Source organism: Flavobacterium sp. H4147 (assembly GCF_029360735.1).
Taxonomy (GTDB): Bacteria; Bacteroidota; Bacteroidia; order Flavobacteriales; family Flavobacteriaceae; genus Flavobacterium; species Flavobacterium endoglycinae.
This window is the reverse complement of the sequence record NZ_JARKNB010000002.1, coordinates 939476-956077: the sequence shown is the minus strand read 5'-3', so window position 1 is coordinate 956077 and position 16602 is coordinate 939476. Positions and strand designations below refer to the sequence as shown.

The window sequence follows — 16602 nt, the reverse complement described above, 5'->3', positions numbered from 1 at the left end:
TTTAAACCCTATAAGTTCGCATAAGAGAGAAAAGAGAAAAGAGAAAAGAGAATAGAGAATAGAGAATAGAGAATATTGCTTATACATCTTAAATGAACTTATATGGTTTAAAAGGCGTAAAAATGTAACTTTTGTAATTTCTTTTGTAACAAACAAACTATTACAAAAAGATATTAATGCGTATTTTAGCTAATTCTAAAAAACAAACTATGAAAAAAATATCTTTAATATTATTCTCGGCTTTGGCAATCACAACTACAAAAGCTCAGAATAAATTTAACTTGTTGGTTGGAACGTATACTAATACGTGTAAGAGTAACGGAATTTATGTTTATGAATTCAATTCGGCTACAGGTGATTTTAAATTAAAACAATCTTCTGAAAATGTTGTCAGTCCAAGTTATTTATCAGTTTCTGCAGATAATAAATTTTTGTATGCTGTAAACGAAAATGGAACTCAGAGTACCGTGAGTGCTTTTAAATACGATTCAGCTTCGGGAAAAATAAGTGTAATTAATAAAAATGACGCATTAGGAGCAGATCCATGTCATTTGATTAATGATGATAAAAATGTAATTGTTGCGAACTATTCTGGCGGAAGTATTGTCGTTTACAAAAAAAAGGCAGACGGAGGAATTACAGAAGTTCAGCAGTTAATTCAGCATGAAGGAAAAGGACCAAATGAAGCACGTCAGGAAAAAGCTCACGTACACATGGTGACTTTTTCTCCAGATAAAAAGTTTGTTTTGGTAAATGATTTAGGTTTGGATAAAGTATTCATCTACAAATATAATCCAACTTCAAAAAACGAAATACTGACTTTAAAAGGAAGTGTTGACGTGAAAAAAGGAAGCGGACCAAGACATTTAACTTTCAGTAAAGACGGGAAATTTGTGTATTTGCTTCAGGAATTAGATGGTACATTGACGACTCTAAGCTATGATAAAGCAGGAAGTCTAAAAATTATAGCTGAAACGAGTATTCTTGCCAAAGATTTTAAAGGTGGAACTGGTGCAGCGGCGATTAAACTTTCGCCAGACGGAAAATTTTTATATCTTACAGATCGTGTAGATGCTAATACTATTTCGATTTACAAAATCCAGAAAAACGGAAGTGTTGAACTAGTTGAACAGCAAAGTACTTTAGGGAAAGGGCCAAGAGATTTTGCAATTGATCCAACAGGAAATTATGTTTTAGTAGGACATCAGTACACCAACGATATTGTCATTTTCAAAAGAAACGCCACAACAGGAAAATTAACAGATACTGGAAAAAGAATCGAGTTGTGTTCGCCGGTTGGGTTGGTGTTTACGAAAATTTAATTTTAGGTTTAAAGTAACAAAGGCTCAAAGGTGCAAAGGTTTTTAAACCTGCACTTTTGAGCCTTTTTAATACTTTGCCACTTTGGTCCTTTGAACCTCTGTGCCTATGAGAAATTATTTATTTTTCTTTTTCTTCTCGTTTCTTGTTTTCAACATATTTCTATTGACAGAACCGTGGGTTTTCTTTTTGGTTTTTGATGGTCCGCCCAGATTGACTTTTTGATTCTTTTTTGATTTTTCATGAAAAGCACCATCACCTTCTAGTTTTGGTTTTTTCATTAAAAACTTTCTTGGCAATTTGTCTTTTTCAGGTTCGATTAATTTTTCTGAAACTTCAACTTCTTCAGGAAAATCAACGATTTTAAGTTCCTGATCCATTAAAAGTTCAGTTTCGATTTTATATTCTTCTTCTCTTGGAGTAACAAAACTAATTGCAGTTCCGGTGGCATCGGCACGACCTGTACGCCCAATTCTGTGCATGTATAATTCAGGTTCTTCAGGAAGTTCGAAGTTAATTACGTGAGTAATATTAGAAATATCCAAACCTCTTGCCATAACGTCGGTTGTAATTAATCCGCGAAGATTTCCTTCTTGAAATTCAGCCATCGTACTCAAACGGTAATTTTGAGATTTATTAGAATGAATTACACCAAATTGTCCTTCAAAAAGCTCATCAATACGATTGAAAAGCATATCTGAAATCTTCTTGTTGTTTACGAAAACCAAAATACGACTCATACTTTCGTCGGTTTCCAATAAATGTTTCAGCAGATTTACTTTAGTATTGAAATTCGGAACATTATAGGTAAGCTGTGTAATTTTTTCAAGCGGAGTTCCTGACGGAGCCAAAGTAACTTCTTCGGGAAAATCGAAATAATCATTCAAAAGATTATCAACTTCATCTGTCATAGTTGCTGAGAACAGAATATTTTGACGTTTGGTTTTCATCATCGCAAAAAGCGCAGTCAATTGAGGTCTGAAACCTAAATTCAGCATTTCGTCAAATTCGTCTATCACAAGTTTTTGTGTTTCGTCAAAGCGAACTACAGCATCAAGCGCTAAATCCATGGTACGGCCTGGCGTTCCTACTAAAATATCAACACCTTCGTAAACGGCTTTTTTTTGTGTATTGATGTTAACACCTCCGTAAATTCCAAGGGTTTTAACGGACATGTATTTGGTCAATTTTTCTACTTCTTCAACCACTTGAACAACTAATTCACGTGTGGGTACCAGAATTACGATTTTTGGTGTATTGGTATTTGTGAATTTGTAAAGCTTTAAGAGAGGCAGTAAGTACGCAAATGTTTTACCAGTTCCGGTTTGTGCAATTCCCATCATATCACGTCCAGACATGATTACAGAGAAAGATTTTTCTTGAATAGGAGTAGGCGTAACAAATCCTAATTCGTCAACGGCTTTTTGTAATGATTTTGGAAGATTGAATTTTTCGAAAGTGCTCATCTGCATAAAATTTTTGCAAATGTACGTTAAAATGATGGTTTTTTGTTGAATTTGTAATTTTAGATGTCTTTTTGTCTCTCTGAGCAAAGTCGAAGAGCATTTCAATTGGAACGTGGGCTTCGACTTCGCTCAGCCTGACAATATGTGATTTATGTGATTTTGTAAAGTTTAAAACCCTTCAAAAACGCCTAATCCAAATAAAGCAAAATCGTATTTTACGGGATCTAAAGCATCCATTTCGCGGAGTTTTTTGTCTAATTCGGCTAATGCTTTTGCATCGTTTTGTTTTCGTTTCAAGATGTTAAGTTTGCGGGCTACATTTCCAGAATGCACATCAAGCGGACAGGACAATGCGGCTGGGGAAATACTTTTCCAGATTCCTAAATCGACACCTTTTGCATCCTGACGAACCATCCATCGCAGGTACATATTAATTCGTTTTGCCGCCGAATTGTTCATTGGGTCTGAAATGTGTTTTTGTGTTCTGGCTAAATGATCGATTTCGAAGAATATTTTTTTGAATTCGCTGATGCTTTTCTGTAAACTGTTATTTTCTTGATTTTTGGCAAATACGGCTTCCAATCCGTTGTGGTTTTTATAGATATGCTGTAAGCCTTTAATAAATCCGCCAAAATCTTTTCCGTTGAAGGTTCTGTGAACGAAATTTTCAAGATCAGCGAGATTTTCTTCAGAATGCGACATAACAAAATCGTAAGGTGTATTACCCATCAATTCCATCATTTTATGCGCATTTTTGATAATCATTTTTCGGTTTCCCCAAGCAATAGAAGCACTTAAGAAACCAGCAATTTCGATATCTTCTTTTAGCGTAAATAAATGCGGAATCTGCACAGGATCACTTTCTATAAAATCCTGATTGTTATATTGAATGACTTTTTCGTCAAGAAATTCTTTGAGTTCTTTTTGATTCATGTGAAATGAAATGTTCTTATTATTCGAGTGCCCTAGCCCTGATGGAAGCGGCATCCTTTTACTGGCTTCTTTAGCAAGTAAAAGATATAGCGGACAGCAGGAAACAGCTTCTAATTACTAATCTGCCCGTCGACCATAACTAATTTTCTGTCGGCCATATTGGCTAATTCTTCGTTATGTGTTACGATTACAAAGGTCTGTCCGAATTCATCACGAAGTTTAAAAAATAACTGGTGGAGGTTTTCGGCTGAATGGGTATCGAGATTTCCAGAAGGTTCATCGGCAAAAATGACATCAGGTTTATTGATTAAAGCTCTGGCTACGGCTACACGCTGCTGTTCTCCGCCCGAAAGAGCGCTTGGCTTATGATTAATTCTATGGGATAAACCTAGGTATTCTAATATTTTTTTGGCTTCTTTTTCAGTTTCTGCTTTTGGTTTATTGGCCATAAAAGCAGGGAGACATACGTTTTCTAAAGCAGTAAATTCGGGTAATAATTGATGAAACTGGAAGATAAAACCTAAATTCAGGTTTCTGAAATCAGATAAGATTTTATCTTGTTTGCTTTTTTTAGAAAAATATCTGTTGTAATAAATCAGCATTAAAATTATGGGAAGTATTAATATGGCTGTTGTTACGTAACGCATTGTGTCATCGAAGATTTTACCTCTAAAAAACAATAAAAAAAACGCTAAGGCTAGAATATAAATTAATCCTGACCAAGTAATGATTTTAAAAGTTCTTTCTTGTTTTGAATTGTCGTTCTCGACATCTTGCAAAGCAAGTACATTTTTACCGTTTATAGTTAATGATGAATCAGGATTGCGTTCGGGTTTATCTAAAGTTCCTAAAATTTGTAACAAAGTGGTTTTTCCGGCACCTGATGCCCCAACAATCGAAACAATTTCGCCTTTTTTGATATGTAAATCAACTCCTTTTAAAACTTCAAGTTTATCGTAGAATTTATGTATGTTTTTTGCTTGTATCATGTAGTGAAACTGTTTTTACAAAGAAACGAAGATTATAATCAATATTCAAATTCTGAATTCCAAATGGTCTAATTATAATTCAAAATCTAAAGTCTACAATCTACAATCTAGAGTCTACAATTACTAAATCGGTATGTTTCTTGATATGGGAATTTAGAAATTAAATTTCATAATGAAATAATATTGATTTCGAGTATAATTTTTAAATTCGATTAAACTTTAAATAATTGTAATATGCAAGATTTGAAAGTAGTAGAAGATAATAGAATGTCAAAATTAATTATTGGGCTAATTTTGGACGGAATTGGTATGATTTCTTTTTCGATTCCATTACTTGGAGAGTTTTCGGATGTAATCTGGGCTCCAATTGCAGGTATTATTATGACTAGAATGTATAAAGGCAGAGTAGGAAAGGTAGCGGGAATTTTGACTTTTCTTGAAGAGATTATTCCGTTTACAGATGTGATTCCATCTTTTACTTTAACTTGGATTTACACCTATTTTTTTACAAGACAGCCTAATGATTTTGAATAAAATCTATTTTTCTTAAAAATATAAAGGTTTAAACTTTGTCTTTAAATAAAAATCCAAGTCCCATGTTTTTAAGCATTTTCTTTTCAAAATTCCAGAAGAATTTAAACTGCCCAAAAATAGTTCCAATAAAAACTAGTAAAACTTGATAAATTGGGAATATAATAATAAGACGAATTAGGGTAAACCAGCCTCCAAAATCTTCTTTGGTAATACCCAGCCAAACACAGAATGGTTTAGACAGCCAAGCAGATGCCGATCCTGTAATGGCAAAAACGATAAATATAATTATGGCTTGTAAATTTGAGGTGATTCCCCAGCGTTCTTTTAGTTTGTTCATCGCTATTTGTAATGATTACAAATATAGTATATTATCTTGATGGAACATAACCCCAAAGCTTTTGTTTGTAAGTATTTTGAAAATAAATCATGTAATTGTAAATTAAATAATTTACTTCATAACCGTAATGTATGTCCGGACGATAATTAATCGACATTTCATATAAGTTTGGATTATATCGCTGTGGTTGTAAAACTCGATTATTCCACTCGGTTACATATAAATAGTTTTTATTTTCAAGGTATTGTAATGAATAATAATTTCTTGGATAGGCTCTTGAAGCAAGCCAATTGGTAAACCCGTTATCAATTATGATGACTTCGTATTCTAATGAATCATTTGCGATTCTTACGGTATCATTTCCTTTTTTAATTGGCGTCGTATCTGTACTAGCAATATTCTGCGAAGCTGTAGAACATGCTATAATTGTAAGTAAAACAATCAATATGGAAATGCATTTTTTCATAATCTGAGTTTAGAAACTTAAAATTACGAATAAAATGGAAAGGGGAGATGGATTTTAACAGTTTTTAAAGGAGCAAAGGAACAAAGGTTCAAAGAAGTAAAGGTTTTAAGATCAATTTTTTAAACTTTGAACCTTTGTCGCTCTGAACCTTTGCGCAAAAAAAACTATTTCCCAAACAATTTCCCGAAAAGTCCAGAAATTCCTCCTTTACTTTTGGTAACTGCTATGGCATCTTCTAAGTCTACTTTTCCGTCTCCGTTTTGGTCAAGTCCAAACTGCATTCCGTATTTTGAAATGGTATCCATTATACTTGACGCTTGTCCGCTGTTTCCTGAGATGGAATTGATGATATCTGAAATTTGAAAACTTCCATCGTTTGGATCTTTTGCCTTATTTACTAACGAGCTTAAAATTTGTGGAATCATACTTGAAGCAACTCCCGATGCATCTGAACTGCTTAAACCGTATTTTTCTCCTAAACTGCCGCTCAATTGCTGTGAAATCTGCTTTACCACAGGATTAGAATTATCAATTGATGCATTTCCGTTGAATAAACCGGCAAGTTGTTCTACTCCTCCTTCTGAAGCTATTTTTTGCAATCCTGAGAAAATAGACGAACTGGTTTCGTTGATTACAGCTTCATTGTGTTCATTTGGGACAGCGGCGTTGTTTACAACTGCATCACCTCCGTACTGCTTTACTAATTGGGTTAATTGTTCAAACATAATATCAAGGTTTAAATTATACTCCAAAAATAACAAAAAGAAAGGGATTTACTACAAAATTGTAATAAATCCCTTTAAAGATAACTTTTTTATTTTATCTAGCTTAACAAAGTAATAATTTGTGAAGCTAACTCAGTACCAATTCTATCTTGTGCTTCTCCAGTTGCAGCTCCAATGTGAGGCGTTAAAGAGATTTTAGAGTGCATTAAAATTGCCATTTCTGGTTTTGGTTCGCTTTCGAAAACGTCTAAACCTGCAAAAGCCACTTTTCCTGAATCTAAAGCTTTTACTAATGCTACTTCATCAATTACACCACCACGAGCACAGTTTACGATTCCAACACCGTCTTTCATGATTTCAAGTTCTTTTTCGCCAATAATGTAACCATCTTGTGCAGGAACGTGTAATGTAATGAAATCAGCTTCTTTGAATAAAGATTCTAAAGATTGAGAAACGATTGTAGTAGTAATTGATTGTCCGTCGAAAAATTCAACTTTTACATCAACTTGAGGAATAAAGCTATCAGCAGCGATAACTTTCATTCCAAGGCCAAGAGCCATTTTTGCAGTAGCTTGTCCAATACGGCCAATACCAACAATACCTAAAGTTTTACCTCTTAATTCAGTTCCGTTAGCATATGCTTTTTTCAAACCTTCAAAGTTAGAATCTCCTTCAAGAGGCATATTTCTGTTAGAATCATGTAAAAAACGTACACCAGAAAATAAGTGTCCGAATACCAATTCAGCAACAGATTCTGAAGATGAAGCCGGAGTATTAATTACATGAATTCCTTTGCTTTTAGCATAATCAACATCGATATTATCCATACCAACACCACCACGACCGATGATTTTAATACCTGGGCAAGCATCGATAATATCTTTACGAACTTTAGTGGCACTACGAACTAAAATTACGTCAATATTGTTTTCGTTTATATAGTTAGCTACTTGTTCTTGAGCTACTTTTGTAGTGATAACTTCAAAACCACCTTTTTCTAAGGCTAGAATTCCGCTTTTAGAAATTCCGTCATTTGCTAATACTTTCATTGTATTTTTATGTTTATTTGGTTAATCGTTTAATCGATAAACCAGTATTTGATTTTTCTTTTTTGATATTTTAAAGGAAATATTTTTACGATTAAACAGTTAAACAAATTAACGATTAAACGTATAAACGGTTAAACTTTAGATTCCAAAGCTTTCATTACATCAACTAAAACCTGAACACTTTCGATAGGCATAGCGTTGTAGATTGAAGCTCTGTAACCACCAACAGAACGGTGCCCAGGTAAACCAGAAATGTTTGCTGCTTTCCATAAAGCGTCAAAAGTTTCTGTGTGTTCTGGATTGTTCAATAAGAAAGTCACGTTCATGTTAGAACGGTCTTCTACTTTTGCAGCACCTTTGAATAATGGGTTTCTGTCGATTTCAGTGTAAAGTAATTCTGCTTTGGCGTTGTTTAATTTTTCAACAGCAGCGATTCCGCCTTTTTCTTTAATCCATTGCAAAGTTAAAAGAGAAACGTAAACTGCAAATACAGGTGGAGTATTGTACATACTTTCTCCTTTAATGTGTTTAGCATAATCTAGCATACTAGGAATAGTTCTTCCATTTTTGCCTAAGATTTCTTCTTTAATTACTACTAATGTCGTTCCTGCAGGTCCCATATTTTTTTGAGCTCCAGCATAGATTAAATCAAATTTAGAAAAATCTAATTCACGTGAAAAAATATCAGAACTCATATCGCAAACAACAGGAACATTTGTTGTTGGGAATTCTTTCATTTGTGTTCCAAAGATGGTATTGTTACTTGTGCAGTGGAAATAATCAGCATCAGCTGGAATTTCGTAACCTTTAGGAACATAAGTATAATTGTCTTCTTTTGAAGAAGCTACGACAACAGTTTCACCGAAAAGTTTAGCTTCTTTAATGGCCGCAGTTGCCCACGTTCCTGAATCTAAATAAGCTGCTTTTCCGTTTTCTTTTAATAAATTGTATGGTGCCATTAAGAATGCTGTACTTGCACCACCTTGTAAAAATAAAGCCTGATAACCTTTTCCTTGAAGACCTAATAATTCTAAAGCAAGGGAACGAGCTTCCTCCATAACTGCAACGAAATCTTTGCTTCGGTGCGAGATTTCAAGAATAGATAACCCTGAATCATTAAAATTTAAAATTGCTTTTGATGCCTTCTCAAAAACTTCCTGAGGTAAAATACTTGGTCCTGCGCTGTAGTTGTGTTTTTTCATGGTTGTTGTTAATAGTCGAAAATTTTAAAGACGCAAATTTCGGTAATAAGAGCCGAAAAAGCGTTAAAATATTCGAAATAATTAAACAATTTATTACTTTGTTGTTAACAAAAACGTTATAGTATCGACATTATCTGCGTAATCCCACAATTGCGGTTTTTGAGTTTTTCCGAATGGGATGCTATGGGATACAAAATCGTTTCCAACGATGCATTGAATTTGATCCTGATCTGCCTGAAGACGCTTTTCTAGTTCTTCTAGATTTTCATAATATTCATAAAAAACACTCGAAATAGGAGAGGCATAACTCGAATCTTCTTTTAATGTCAGAAAACCGTTGTCGATAAGTTTAAAATTACTCATTAGGAAAACAGCTTTGTTGTAATCGTAGTTGTTGGCGTATTTTTCGTATTGAATAACATCTTGATATTTGAAAACGGCTTGAAAAAAATCATCAAAAGAATACCCTTTTGGAACAAAAAGTTTAGAGACATTTCGGCATCCTAAACCAAAATATCTAAAAATATCTTCTCCTAGAGCTTCTAATTCTTCTTTGGTTTCTTTTCCGTTTAAAACAGCTGCCGAATTTCGGTTTTTGCGGATAATTGAAGGTTTGTCTTTAAAATAATATTCAAAGTAACGAGACGTGTTATTACTTCCGGTGGCTATTACTGCATCGAAATTTTCTAGTTTTCCTTCCACGAAAGTGATTTTATCTTTTAAATTTTCATCAACAGCAATTAAATATTTTGCCAAGAATGGCAATAAATGCTGATCGTTTGACGAGGTCTTAACCAAAGCTTTGTTTCCAGTTATTAAAACCGATAGAAAATCATGAAAACCAACTAACGGAATATTTCCTGCTAGAATCAAAGCGACAGTTTTTGGATTTTCGTTATTCTCATCAATTTTATAAGCGGAAAGCCATTTGTTGATGTTTTCTTCTGTCAACGCTTCTGCCCACGATTGTACCGAAAAATACACTTGTTCTGGCGTATACCAGCCATTGTGGGATTGTGATAGATGAATCAGCTTTTCGAAATCATCAAAAAAGATATCATTATATAAAACGTCGGATTTCTTCGTGGAATTTCCTTCAGAAAACTGACTTAAAAATTTTCCTAATTCAACAAAAACACTTTTTTTTGTTTCTAATGTCATAATGTTTGCTTATGAATTGTTTTGATTGTAATTTTGCAACAAAAATAAGCATAATTAAGTCGAAAGTCAAAAGCCATAAAGTCAAAAGCGATGCTTGTCTTTATTTTGACTTTGGAACTTTAAGACTTTTAACTTTAAGATCAATAAACGATGGCAATAATTATAACTGACGAGTGTATAAATTGTGGGGCTTGCGAACCGGAATGCCCTAATACAGCAATCTATGAAGGAGCAGATGACTGGAGATATAAAGATGGAACAAGTTTAACAGGAACTGTAGTTTTACCTGACGGAACTGAGGTGGATGCTAATGAAGCTCAAACTCCAATTTCTGACGAAATCTATTATATCGTTCCAGGAAAATGTACAGAATGTAAAGGTTTCCATGACGAGCCTCAATGTGCAGCGGTTTGTCCAGTTGATTGTTGTGTACCCGATGATAATCACGTAGAAGATGAAGAAACGCTATTAAATAGACAGGCATTCCTGCATGGCGAGTAATCTTAAGCTTCTTAATATATCTATAAAATCCTGAGTTTTCTCAGGATTTTTTTTATCCTGAAATCAGGTATTTTTTAAAGTTAGTTTACTGATAACGAATGTTTTATTTATCGAGTGTTGCTTTATTGTTAAAAAAACTATACTTTAGTTGAAAAAATAATAACGCCTATGAAGAAATTACTACTCTTATTTGTCGTTTTACTCAACTATGTAAGTGTTTTTGCTCAAAATGAAGAGTATTCTATAATTGTAAAAGATATAGAAACGCTTCAGCCTATTGAAAACGCAACGGTTGTTATTTTGAAAACCAAGCAGATCTTATCGAGCAATAAAGAGGGAAAAGTTACTTTTATAGTAAATGGTGCTTCAAATGTTGAAGTTTCTGAAACTAATTATGAAAGTTTAACGATGCGTTGGGCATCATTAAAAGAAAATGGTTTTGTTGTTTATCTAAATAATAAGGATAATAAACTGGATGAAATCGTATTGTCGAAACAATCTCCTCAAAAAGTACTTCAAAAAATCGTTTCCAACTCAGCGAAAAAATTAGCTTCTTCGTATCGTTTAAAAGTATATGTAAGAGAGTTTTTTATGCTGGATAATAAATATTCGTATTATAATGACGGATTAGTAAATTTTCAATTCAGCGGAAAATCGGGAACTACACTTTTGGTCGAGCAGAACAGATCGTATGGTTTATTAGAAACTGATGTCAGTTCAGATTTACGAGGTTATGATCTCAATAATATTATGAGCAATTATACGGATTTGAAATATTTTGATCCGCTTTTAGATCCGAAGGCGAAAAAGGAATACGATTTTATTATTCGCGGCCACGATAAAAACAAGGATTATTATGTAATGTATATTACGCCTTTGGACAAAGCAAAAGAAGCCGTAGATAAATTTGAAATTGTTTACGATCCGGAAAAGAAACTTATCATTGAATTTTCAATCGATATAACGCCTCAGAACCTCGATAAGATAGAAGAGAAAACAGCGGTGAATTCTAAAAATATTACGAAATCATTCATCAAAGTAGATTACAGACTTGATGGTGAAGATTATTATTTGCTTGGTTCAAATGAAGAAATTGCTTATAATCTTATTTTAAAAGAAGGAAAGAAAAAAATCCACGTTAGAAATAGTTTTACAACTACGGGTTTTAACAGACAAAATTTCACGTATAAAGAAAGCGACGTTTTTAAAGAGAAATCTCTTTTCAATAAAAGGAATAAAATCCTAACCAATTACTGGGATATTTCGGGCTTTGTAGCTACTGATGAAGAAAAAGCAATTATTGCATCTTTAGATTATAAATTATAGTTTCAAAAAAAAGCAGAAATTAAAAATCCTGAGCTTTCGGCTCAGGATTTTTTTATGATTTAAATTGTTTTTTAGAAATTAAATCCAAGTCTGGCATAGTAATAAGCACCGCTGAAACCCATTTGTACAGCATCCCAATAACCACCAGCTTCTGTGTTTCCTTGTTCATCCTGTTTAGTTGGATATACATTAAATAAGTTGTTGCTTCCAATGCTTAGTTTCAAACTTTTAGTGAATTGATATCCTAAAGTAAGATCTGTAATTAATCTTGGATTATAAACATCGTCTTCATCAGCATAATCAACCAAAACTACTTTGCTGAAACGTGTAAAAGCTAATCCTGCATCGAATTTTTTGAAAGTATAATTTAAGTTCAATCCAAATTTATTATCAGGAGCTGAAGCTAATAAAAATGCTTTTTCACGTTTTCCAAAGAATGTAGCTTCATCAAGCGAACCATTCTTTACTTTGTCGATTTTCATATCGTTGATGTTTCCAACCAAAGTGGCACCAAACTGAGAAGAACCAAATTTTTTCTTCCATGATAAAACCAAGTCTAAACCGTGTGTGCTGGTGTCTACACCATTGGCAAAAAACTGTGCTTCAGAAACACCAAGATTTAAAGAACTTGCATCAAAATATCCGGTTAAAACGATACGGTCTTTTACCTGAATATAATAACCATCAACAGTAGCTGTAAAATCTCCGAAAGAAGCTGTAAAGCCTAAAGAAGCATTTGCTGCTTTTTCTTCATTTAATTTGTCAATTCCAAAAGCTCTGGTTACAGGACTGTTATTTGGAGCCAATAAAACTTCGGTGGCACCGCTTGAGTTAAAGTTGGTAAAACGTAGATTGTAATAAATCTGTGCTAGAGAAGGTGCACGAAAACCTGTACTGATAGATCCTCTTACATTAATATGATCTGTAATTTTAAGTCTTGATGCTAATTTTCCGTTTACAGTACTTCCAAAATCGCTGTAGTTTTCAAAACGGACTGCGGTACTTACCATTAAAGCATCGGTAATATCTAACTCACCATCAGCATATAAAGAAAAGTTAGTACGGCTTTCATTTACTTCGTTGGCAGGACTGTAACCTGGAAAACCTTGCGAACTTCCCGGTCTTGGGTTTCCAGAAACAGGATCTATGGGAGCACTTTGTGTAGTTGGATCGGTTATAGGTTTTCCATTGGTGTCATAAGTAGTATAGGAACCTTCTTCACCAGCAAAAATTTCAAACTTTTCCACTCTGAATTCAGTTCCAAAAGCAATATTCAAACCATTCAGAACACTGTCGTAGTTTTTAGAAACATCAAAATTAGTTGTGTTTTGAAGCAGGCTATGTCCTCCGGCATCGAATTCGTGCGGTGATTTTTCTTCAAGAGAGGCATTGATAGTTCCTTTAATATCGTACTGAAATTTATTCATTCCGAATGTATTACTTAAATCAAATTTCCATCCTCCCGAAGACTGAGTTCTGATTCCAGCCGCAACTGAATTATCATTTATTTTTGAAGTGATTCTTGGAGTATATCCACCCGGATAAACCGATTCTACTACTCGTTCACCATCGTTACGTGTAAAAGCATAAGCATCAGTATCTCTAAAGTTGCTGCCTCCGAAAGCATAAAATTCGGTTTTATCAGCAATAGGAATCGCCAGATTGGCAAATAAATTAACGCCTCTCATTTCGGCATCACCAAAACCTTTTCTAAAATCGTAAGCTGGACGAAGTGTTTTGTTTTTGTTTAGGAATTCTCCTGTAAGGTTTACAAAACCGCCTTTAGTTCCAATTGCGGTACCATAGTTCGCGGCAACTCTTACAGAACCTCCGTCAAAATCTTGATCTTTTCCGTATGAATTTCCATTACCATGCTGGTCTAAACGATATCCTTCTGTATTGGGAGTTCCTGGCAGAAAATCGCCTTTTGCATGTGTATTGAAAGCTCCATAGGTGATAGAACCTGTAAGTTCATCTACATTGTCATTTGTTACAATATTAATAACTCCTGCAATAGCATCAGAACCATATTGAGCCGAAGCACCGTCGCGTAGAATCTCGATTCTTTTAATAGACGCTGCAGGAATTGCATTTAAATCTGTTCCAGTATTACCACGTCCGCGAGTTCCAAATAAATTGATTAATGAAGATTGATGTCTTCTTTTTCCATTAATCAAAACCAGCGTCTGGTCAGGTCCCATACCTCTTAAGGAAGCTGGATCAACGTGATCGGCACCGTCAGAACCAGATTGTTTATTGGCGTTAAATGAAGGAGCAACATACTGCAAAAGCTGGTTGATTTCTATTTTTCCACTTTGAGTCGTTACTTCTTTCACATTAATAACATCAATAGGAACTGCCGAATTTACAACAGTTCTTTTCGTGTTTCTTGATCCCACGACAACAACGTCATTTAAAACTTGTCCGTTGCTTTCATCAAGAGTTACACTTAATTGATCTGAAGCTGTTTTTTCTACAGTAGCAAATCCTACATAACTAAAAACTAAAATTGCACCTTCTTTAACTTTAATTCTAAAGCCTCCTTCAAAATCGGTTGAAACACCATTTGAAGTTCCTTTTTCGACAATATTCACACCAGGGAGGGGATTTCCTGTTTTGTCCTTTACGACACCCGAAATTTCTTTTTGGGCAAATAGAAACGCTGAATTCAACAGGAATAATAATAATGCAATCTTTTTCATGGTTGTTGGTTTTTTGGTTTGTTTTTTGTTGGAAATTTTTCTAAAATTACCATTTTTTAACAAAAGCTTAATAAAAAGTTTAAAAATTTTTAGGAATAACCTTAAAATTATATTAATGCACATTTTTACTTCGCTCACGAGGTATTAAATCTTATATTTGCAAAATTTTAAAGCCAAAAAATATCATTTTAGCAGAAAGCAAAAATTATAAATAGGTTATAATTCATTAAATTACAAGTTAAAACGTCCGTGTCTAAGCCTAAAAAAGACCGACTAAAATAAATAGAAACAAACAGATGAAAGCAGGAATTGTAGGATTACCAAATGTTGGAAAATCAACATTATTTAATTGTTTATCTAATGCAAAGGCGCAGAGTGCGAACTTTCCGTTTTGTACAATCGAACCAAATATTGGTGTTGTAAACGTTCCAGACCCAAGAATTAATAAATTAGAAGAATTAGTAAAACCAGAGCGTGTTCAAATGGCAACTGTAGATATCGTAGATATTGCAGGTTTGGTAAAAGGAGCTAGTAAAGGTGAAGGTCTTGGAAACCAGTTTTTAGGTAACATTAGAGAGTGTAATGCTATTATTCACGTTTTACGTTGTTTTGACAACGATAACATTGTACACGTTGATGGAAACGTAAACCCAATTCGTGATAAAGAAACTATCGATATCGAATTACAGTTAAAGGATTTAGAAACTGTTGAAAAACGTTTAGAAAAAGTAAAACGTGCTGCTAAAACAGGAAATAAAGAAGCACAGACAGAAGAAGCTTTATTAAATAGAATTAGAGAAGCTTTATTGCAGGCAAAATCTGCAAGAACAATTGTGCCTCAAAATAATGACGAAGAAGTTTTATTAGAAAGTTTCCAATTGATTACAGCAAAGCCAGTTTTATACGTTTGCAACGTTGATGAAAGTTCTGCAGTAAGCGGAAACAAATATGTAGATCAGGTTCGCGAATTAGTAAAAGATGAAGACGCTGAGGTTATTGTGCTTTCAGTAGGAGCAGAGGCTGATATCACTGAATTAGAAAGCTACGAAGAGCGTCAGGTTTTCCTTGAAGATATGGGATTAGAAGAGCCGGGAGCTTCAGTTTTAATTCGTGCAGCTTACAAATTATTAAAACAGCAAACATATTTTACAGCAGGTGTAAAAGAAGTTCGCGCTTGGACAATCAATATTGGAGCAACTGCACCACAAGCAGCTGGAGTTATCCACACTGATTTCGAAAAAGGATTTATCCGTGCAGAGGTAATTTCATACGACGATTATGTTCAATACGGTTCTGAAGCAAAAGCAAAAGAAGCTGGAAAATTCAGAGTAGAAGGAAAAGAATACGTGGTAAAAGATGGTGATGTAATGCACTTCCGTTTCAACGTTTAGTCTTTTTTTTAGAGAATAGAATAAAGAATAAAGAGAATAGAAAAAACTGCTGGAGAAATTCGGCAGTTTTTTTGTTTTAGAAAATAGTGGAAAGGGGAAAGAGGAAAGAAGAAAGAAATTAGACAAAAGTCATCGTTTGTCAGGCTGAGCGGAGTCGAAGCCCAAGCAAAGATTGTCGATTCTCTCAGTTGAGTTTCTTGTGTGTCCTTCGACTTCGCTCAGGAGGACAAAAATGAGATGAAATATTTTTTCAAATAAACGCAAAGTTTGTCAGGCTGAGCGGAGTCGAAGCCCAAGCAAAGATTGTCGATTCTCTTTGTTGCGTTTCTCGTGTGTCCTTCGACTCGCTCAGGACAAAAAATGAGAGTAAAAAAATTGAAAAAAAAATACTTGTAAATCTGCGCTTTCGCGAAAGCGAATCAGAAAAATCCACATTCTATTTTCAACAAATAAATTTTTGGCTTAAAAATTGGTTACAGAAAAATTAACCAATTACTAAT

The 16602-nt window shown here is 34.1% G+C and carries 14 protein-coding genes and 2 pseudogenes; 5 read left to right on the top strand and 11 right to left on the bottom strand.

The features are described from left to right. Nucleotides 1-209 precede the first annotated feature (209 nt). Entirely contained in the window at nt 210-1322 is a 1113-nt protein-coding gene (locus P2W75_RS11980; protein WP_276380651.1) for a lactonase family protein, read from the top strand. Between the two features lie 114 nt (nt 1323-1436). Here P2W75_RS11980 and P2W75_RS11975 read toward each other — a convergent pair whose 3' ends face one another. The 4 genes and pseudogenes from P2W75_RS11975 to P2W75_RS11960 form a co-directional block, all read right to left on the bottom strand. After that, nucleotides 1437-2786: a DEAD/DEAH box helicase gene (locus P2W75_RS11975; RefSeq protein ID WP_276380650.1), complete on the bottom strand. Its 1350-nt coding sequence runs from the start codon at nt 2784-2786 to the stop codon at nt 1437-1439. 168 nt (nt 2787-2954) lie between these two features. After that, nucleotides 2955-3719, bottom strand: coding sequence for a TIGR02757 family protein (locus P2W75_RS11970; protein ID WP_276380649.1), 765 nt, complete (start codon nt 3717-3719; stop codon nt 2955-2957). A gap of 110 nt (nt 3720-3829) precedes the next feature. Then, a pseudogene (locus P2W75_RS11965) lies at nt 3830-4276 on the bottom strand (ABC transporter ATP-binding protein); the annotation flags it as partial. A 210-nt stretch (nt 4277-4486) separates the two neighbouring features. Next, a pseudogene (locus P2W75_RS11960) lies at nt 4487-4708 on the bottom strand (ATP-binding cassette domain-containing protein); the annotation flags it as partial. A gap of 234 nt (nt 4709-4942) precedes the next feature. On the opposite strand from P2W75_RS11960, the gene P2W75_RS11955 reads away from it, so the two are divergent. Next, nucleotides 4943-5242 (top strand): hypothetical protein, encoded by a 300-nt coding sequence (locus P2W75_RS11955; protein WP_207296987.1) that lies wholly within the window; start codon nt 4943-4945, stop codon nt 5240-5242. A 28-nt stretch (nt 5243-5270) separates the two neighbouring features. Here P2W75_RS11955 and P2W75_RS11950 read toward each other — a convergent pair whose 3' ends face one another. From P2W75_RS11950 to P2W75_RS11925, 6 genes are all read right to left on the bottom strand, one after another. Then, complete coding sequence (locus P2W75_RS11950; protein WP_276380648.1) at nt 5271-5579, bottom strand: DUF6787 family protein; 309 nt, start codon at nt 5577-5579, stop codon at nt 5271-5273. Nucleotides 5580-5610: 31 nt separating this feature from the next. Beyond that, nucleotides 5611-6045 (bottom strand): DUF6146 family protein, encoded by a 435-nt coding sequence (locus P2W75_RS11945; protein WP_276380647.1) that lies wholly within the window; start codon nt 6043-6045, stop codon nt 5611-5613. Nucleotides 6046-6209: 164 nt separating this feature from the next. Continuing rightward, the gene (locus P2W75_RS11940) at nt 6210-6770 is read right to left on the bottom strand and encodes a hypothetical protein (RefSeq protein ID WP_276380646.1); all 561 of its coding nucleotides are present in this window, start codon (nt 6768-6770) and stop codon (nt 6210-6212) included. Nucleotides 6771-6868: 98 nt separating this feature from the next. Further along, complete coding sequence (locus P2W75_RS11935; RefSeq protein WP_207296983.1) at nt 6869-7819, bottom strand: D-2-hydroxyacid dehydrogenase; 951 nt, start codon at nt 7817-7819, stop codon at nt 6869-6871. 131 nt (nt 7820-7950) lie between these two features. Further along, a complete protein-coding gene (gene serC / locus P2W75_RS11930) occupies nt 7951-9021 on the bottom strand; it encodes a 3-phosphoserine/phosphohydroxythreonine transaminase (RefSeq protein ID WP_207296982.1) in 1071 nt (356 codons plus the stop codon). Nucleotides 9022-9114: 93 nt separating this feature from the next. Continuing rightward, nucleotides 9115-10182 (bottom strand): acyl-CoA reductase, encoded by a 1068-nt coding sequence (locus P2W75_RS11925; RefSeq protein ID WP_276380645.1) that lies wholly within the window; start codon nt 10180-10182, stop codon nt 9115-9117. A 150-nt stretch (nt 10183-10332) separates the two neighbouring features. Between P2W75_RS11925 and P2W75_RS11920 the strand changes: the two genes are divergently transcribed. Both P2W75_RS11920 and P2W75_RS11915 read left to right on the top strand, forming a co-directional pair. Next, nucleotides 10333-10683, top strand: a complete 351-nt coding sequence (locus P2W75_RS11920; RefSeq protein ID WP_207296980.1) for a 4Fe-4S dicluster domain-containing protein — start codon at nt 10333-10335, stop codon at nt 10681-10683. 168 nt (nt 10684-10851) lie between these two features. Continuing rightward, entirely contained in the window at nt 10852-12009 is a 1158-nt protein-coding gene (locus P2W75_RS11915) for a hypothetical protein (protein ID WP_207296979.1), read from the top strand. A 71-nt stretch (nt 12010-12080) separates the two neighbouring features. Here P2W75_RS11915 and P2W75_RS11910 read toward each other — a convergent pair whose 3' ends face one another. Next, nucleotides 12081-14711 carry a TonB-dependent receptor gene (locus P2W75_RS11910; protein WP_276380644.1) on the bottom strand — a complete coding sequence of 877 codons (2631 nt, stop codon included), beginning with the start codon at nt 14709-14711 and terminating at the stop codon, nt 12081-12083. 296 nt (nt 14712-15007) lie between these two features. Here P2W75_RS11910 and ychF point away from each other — a divergent pair, with 296 nt between their 5' ends. Further along, nucleotides 15008-16102 (top strand): redox-regulated ATPase YchF, encoded by a 1095-nt coding sequence (gene ychF, locus P2W75_RS11905; RefSeq protein WP_207296977.1) that lies wholly within the window; start codon nt 15008-15010, stop codon nt 16100-16102. Nucleotides 16103-16602: the final 500 nt, after the last annotated feature.

What these genes read in the sequence shown, in the direction of transcription:
- P2W75_RS11980 (WP_276380651.1), top strand. Translation starts at nt 210, where the DNA reads ATGAAAAAAATATCTTTAATATTATTCTCGGCTTTGGCAATCACAACT.
- P2W75_RS11975 (WP_276380650.1), bottom strand. Translation starts at nt 2,786, where the DNA reads ATGAGCACTTTCGAAAAATTCAATCTTCCAAAATCATTACAAAAAGCC.
- P2W75_RS11970 (WP_276380649.1), bottom strand. Translation starts at nt 3,719, where the DNA reads ATGAATCAAAAAGAACTCAAAGAATTTCTTGACGAAAAAGTCATTCAA.
- P2W75_RS11955 (WP_207296987.1), top strand. Translation starts at nt 4,943, where the DNA reads ATGCAAGATTTGAAAGTAGTAGAAGATAATAGAATGTCAAAATTAATT.
- P2W75_RS11950 (WP_276380648.1), bottom strand. Translation starts at nt 5,579, where the DNA reads ATGAACAAACTAAAAGAACGCTGGGGAATCACCTCAAATTTACAAGCC.
- P2W75_RS11945 (WP_276380647.1), bottom strand. Translation starts at nt 6,045, where the DNA reads ATGAAAAAATGCATTTCCATATTGATTGTTTTACTTACAATTATAGCA.
- P2W75_RS11940 (WP_276380646.1), bottom strand. Translation starts at nt 6,770, where the DNA reads ATGTTTGAACAATTAACCCAATTAGTAAAGCAGTACGGAGGTGATGCA.
- P2W75_RS11935 (WP_207296983.1), bottom strand. Translation starts at nt 7,819, where the DNA reads ATGAAAGTATTAGCAAATGACGGAATTTCTAAAAGCGGAATTCTAGCC.
- serC (WP_207296982.1), bottom strand. Translation starts at nt 9,021, where the DNA reads ATGAAAAAACACAACTACAGCGCAGGACCAAGTATTTTACCTCAGGAA.
- P2W75_RS11925 (WP_276380645.1), bottom strand. Translation starts at nt 10,182, where the DNA reads ATGACATTAGAAACAAAAAAAAGTGTTTTTGTTGAATTAGGAAAATTT.
- P2W75_RS11920 (WP_207296980.1), top strand. Translation starts at nt 10,333, where the DNA reads ATGGCAATAATTATAACTGACGAGTGTATAAATTGTGGGGCTTGCGAA.
- P2W75_RS11915 (WP_207296979.1), top strand. Translation starts at nt 10,852, where the DNA reads ATGAAGAAATTACTACTCTTATTTGTCGTTTTACTCAACTATGTAAGT.
- P2W75_RS11910 (WP_276380644.1), bottom strand. Translation starts at nt 14,711, where the DNA reads ATGAAAAAGATTGCATTATTATTATTCCTGTTGAATTCAGCGTTTCTA.
- ychF (WP_207296977.1), top strand. Translation starts at nt 15,008, where the DNA reads ATGAAAGCAGGAATTGTAGGATTACCAAATGTTGGAAAATCAACATTA.